Raw genomic sequence first — 856 nt, forward strand, 5'->3', positions numbered from 1 at the left:
AAAACCGATCGCCAAGATGCCCACCGGATTGCTAGGGCGGCGTTGAATAACCATTTCCGTCTTAAGCAACCCAGAACATGTGTTTATGCGAAGATGCACGAATTAACCCGCTTTTATGAACGTGTTCAAACTGACGTTCACATTAAACATGTCCAGCTTCACACTCAGCTCCAACAAACTTTCCCAGAGCTTGAACAGCTTTTTACTAGTCGGGTTTCAAAGCTCGCGTTAAATGTTGTCAGTTTGTTTCCACATCCCAGTTTGGTACAGGGGCTTTCCCGGACAGTATTAAAGAATCGGTTGATCCACAGTACTGATAAGAAATTATCTAAAGTCAAAGGCATACAGTATGCTGAAAAGCTTCAAGCACTAGCCAAAGACAGTTATCCGGCTGTTGATCCAGACAGCGTTCAAGTTCAGGCAGTACGTTATTATTGTCGAATTTTAATTAATTTAATCCGGCAAAAAGAAGCGCTGACTAAGCAGCTAGTTACTTTGGCTAACTCCCTGCCTGAACTTGCTGTCATCACTTCTATGCCCGGCATCGGCGCACAAAGTGCGGCTGAACTCATTGGCGAACTTGGAGATATTCGTCGCTTTGATAGTGCCAATCAACTTAATGCCTTTGTCGGGATTGACATTAATCGTTACCAATCCGGTAAATATCTTCGACAAGACCATATTAATAAGCGGGGTGATCCCCGAGCCCGCATGCTGATGTATCTCATTGTAAAAAACATGTTGCGTGCTCAACACACCGCTAATAATCATATTGTGGACTATTATTATCAACTAAAAAACGGCCCGATTCCGAAACGGAATAAGGTCGCAATTGTTGCTTGTATGAACAAGACGC

At 43.5% G+C, this 856-nt stretch carries 1 protein-coding gene; it reads left to right on the forward strand.

Annotation, left to right across the window (positions count from 1 at the left end; genetic code table 11):
- A partial coding sequence (locus FC85_RS11420) for an IS110 family transposase (protein WP_057865670.1) occupies positions 1–856 on the forward strand: 856 nt, incomplete at both ends.

This window comes from Lentilactobacillus diolivorans DSM 14421, assembly GCF_001434255.1.
In the GTDB taxonomy this organism is placed as follows: domain Bacteria; phylum Bacillota; class Bacilli; order Lactobacillales; family Lactobacillaceae; genus Lentilactobacillus; species Lentilactobacillus diolivorans.